The 2,761-nt window shown below is 48.1% G+C and carries 4 protein-coding genes and 1 pseudogene; all 5 read left to right on the forward strand.

Features of this window, described 5'->3' with window-relative positions; translation table 11 throughout:
* A pseudogene (locus tag Q0231_RS10475) lies at nt 1-274 on the forward strand (hypothetical protein); the annotation flags it as partial.
* Between the two features lie 4 nt (nt 275-278).
* Nucleotides 279-521: a hypothetical protein gene (locus tag Q0231_RS10480; protein WP_299347635.1), complete on the forward strand. Its 243-nt coding sequence runs from the start codon at nt 279-281 to the stop codon at nt 519-521.
* Nucleotides 505-918: a hypothetical protein gene (locus tag Q0231_RS10485; RefSeq protein WP_299347636.1), complete on the forward strand. Its 414-nt coding sequence runs from the start codon at nt 505-507 to the stop codon at nt 916-918. The genes Q0231_RS10480 and Q0231_RS10485 overlap by 17 nt, the downstream gene beginning before the upstream one ends.
* A gap of 8 nt (nt 919-926) precedes the next feature.
* Nucleotides 927-1,937, forward strand: a complete 1,011-nt coding sequence (locus Q0231_RS10490) for a helix-turn-helix domain-containing protein (protein ID WP_299347637.1) — start codon at nt 927-929, stop codon at nt 1,935-1,937.
* 202 nt (nt 1,938-2,139) lie between these two features.
* A complete protein-coding gene (locus Q0231_RS10495; protein WP_299347638.1) occupies nt 2,140-2,430 on the forward strand; it encodes a DUF6378 domain-containing protein in 291 nt (96 codons plus the stop codon).
* The last annotated feature ends 331 nt before the right edge of the window (nt 2,431-2,761 follow it).

Raw genomic sequence — 2,761 nt, forward strand, 5'->3', positions numbered from 1 at the left:
TGAAAGCGACAAAGAGCGGTTGAAGGCCGATGTGCTGCAAACGTGGTTGCGCAATCGCGTGGCTATGCCGTGGTTTGTTGACTTTGCATTCATTGGCCCCTTGGCTTTTTGGTGGGGCGCTGTGTGCGTTTACAGCGTGTTTTTTCATGCTGGTGGCCCTTTCCCTCAAACGTGGGATATAGCAGCGCTCCCGCATCCCCTTGACCAGTGGGCAGGCTGGATTATCGGTGCGCGTTTTGCACCAGCCCTGATCACACAATTTTTAAAGCGATAATCAGATGACTGAAGAATTAGACCGCCGTGTATCGAGCCTAGAGCAGTGGCGCACAAAACAAGAAACCTCGCAAGCTGTGGAAGCCGAACGGCGAAAACACATGGACAAGCGTTTTGACGCAATGGAAGGTAGATTAGACAAAATCGACGGGCATTTATCCAAGGTGGTTTGGCTAATTATCAGTGCCATTATTGTTGGGTTTATGGGCTTTGCTCTATCTGGGGGTCTAAATGCTGTCGGTGGATAAGTTATTGAGCCGCACTGGAATTGCTGTAGCGATTTCACTTGTGGCTATTCCCGCCTTTTGGCCAAGCTTTTCGCAGGTCGAAGGGCAATTGCTGCCCGTTACTACCCCAATGGAAGTTGAAGAATTGGGCAGTGGTCCAAATTATGTTGATGTTGCGGTTTCATTTGAGAAATTGCGGCAATGCGAATTTATTGGCTTGAGTTGGTACGATGACGCTTACCGCCTTGTTGTTGACTTTGAAGCCGGGGCAAAAAACGCACCTCTTTCTCGACCAGTTGGCCCGCAAGAGATTGGACCTTGGCGCTTGCATGGCACAACCACAATTCAAGGCACTCACGCGGTCACAACGCACCGCTGCCACCCCTTGTGGCTTACCTTCACCCAAACATACCCATAGGGGGCTTTATGGCCAATCCCGGATTGACTAACGAGCAGTTGCAACTTGCAGCGGACGCTATTGCCAGAAACCACGGCAATAAAGCAGCGGCGGCGCGTGAACTTGGCATTCACCCAAACACATTTCGCAACCATGCAGAGCAAGCAGACCGAAAAGGCATCTTGCCCGATATCCCAAAGGCAAAGCCCCGTATAAGGGTGCCAGCCCGATCAAGTTACACACCAGAACCAGAATTTCACGGTGAAGCAATCCGCGTTATGGTTTATGGCTGTTCACACGATAGCCCCTCAATTCCCGATAAATCACGTTTTACCAATATGGGCCGCTTGGCCGCGCATCTTGAGCCTGATTATATTGTCAATCTTGGTGACGCTTTGGACTTGGATAGTTTGAGCGGTCACGCAATGCCGGGGTCTGTTGATGACTTTGAGCGCCCAATGTTCAAGCGCGAAATGGATAGCTTTGAACTTGCCAATAGCGCCTTTAATCAAGACGCACCAAGCGGTGATGAAATCCCCAGGTATCACCTCATGGGCAACCATGAATATCGCGCGGATCGGTTCGAAAACATGAACCCCACAGCGCAGGGCGTATTCACAGGCGAAATCACCCAAATACTTGCACGTTATGGCTGGACAATCAGAAAATACAAAGAATGGCTGTATCTCAACGGGGTAGGGTTTACCCACGTCCCAATCAATATGGCGGGCAAGGAATATACAGGCCAAAACCCGTCTAACATGATCGCTAACCATTCCACTCATTCTGTTGTTTGGTCGCATACCCACAAAGGCGAGTTTCTAAACCGACCTAAAATTGGAATCGGCAACTCTATTCAAGTGTTCAATTCCGGGTGTTCAATGCCTCAAGGCTACATCAAGAAATATGCTGGTGTTTCGCAAACAGGCTGGACGTACCGTTGCAATGAATTGACGTTGCGCGATGGGCAGATTGAAAGCGCTCGTTCGTGGTCAATATTAGAACTTCAAGAGAAATTCGGAGATAGTAAAGCAGCATGAGCAGCACTATAAAAGTTTTAATCCAGCGAAATGAAACATCCCGACCTATCGAATACGATGCAATAAACGCCTATACCAAAGGGCCAATGTATTGCGTTCTATTTGAGAAAGACGGGAAAAGAAAAACCCATAAGTTCCCTCTTTGTTCTCTTTTCCGTGTTGAGGAAGAATATAATGAAACAATGCGTCCGAAGGGTAACATATGAAACGCGGTGAAGTATTAGACCAAGCAAAAGAAATAGTAACCAAAGACCGCAATGACGATTATGGCGCACCCGAAAACAATTTTAAGGCCATAGCAAGACGCTGGAACCTTTGGCTTAAGGGCCGGGGCATCATTGGACCAGACCAACACATTTCAGCCGTTGATGTAGCCTTTATGTCAATCGATATGAAAATGGCCCGCGCTCAACACAAAGTCGATAAGATGGACAATTTGATTGATATCGCTGGTTATGCGGATTGCGCTGGGACCATTATTGATCCTGAGTAGAACGCCTTGGCGGTTCACTCCGAACCTTCTTACCAACAGTTGACCCCGGCATATGTGGGAAATCCAATATAAAGCTGGCATTCTTTTGACCGCATGCGCTGCACCTGAAGCGCTTCACTAATTCATCTGCCAAGCAGGAATGATCACGGCCTAGCTTTTCGGCCAACATTTCCAAATTCACCTCGCCATACCCATCACAGCGCCACGTACGGCAACCCACATTCATTGTGGCACCAGCGTTTAATAGATCGCCTATGGTTTGGTATGATATTGTCATGGTTCAGCATTGTGGTATAGTTTTGAGAACGAAGCAAGAACATGATTGTGTTTT

Origin of the sequence: uncultured Maritalea sp. (assembly GCF_937139385.1) — a bacterium.
GTDB lineage: Bacteria > Pseudomonadota > Alphaproteobacteria > Rhizobiales > Devosiaceae > Maritalea > Maritalea porphyrae_A.

What these genes read in the sequence shown, in the direction of transcription:
- Q0231_RS10480 (WP_299347635.1), top strand. Translation starts at nt 279, where the DNA reads ATGACTGAAGAATTAGACCGCCGTGTATCGAGCCTAGAGCAGTGGCGC.
- Q0231_RS10485 (WP_299347636.1), top strand. Translation starts at nt 505, where the DNA reads ATGCTGTCGGTGGATAAGTTATTGAGCCGCACTGGAATTGCTGTAGCG.
- Q0231_RS10490 (WP_299347637.1), top strand. Translation starts at nt 927, where the DNA reads ATGGCCAATCCCGGATTGACTAACGAGCAGTTGCAACTTGCAGCGGAC.
- Q0231_RS10495 (WP_299347638.1), top strand. Translation starts at nt 2,140, where the DNA reads ATGAAACGCGGTGAAGTATTAGACCAAGCAAAAGAAATAGTAACCAAA.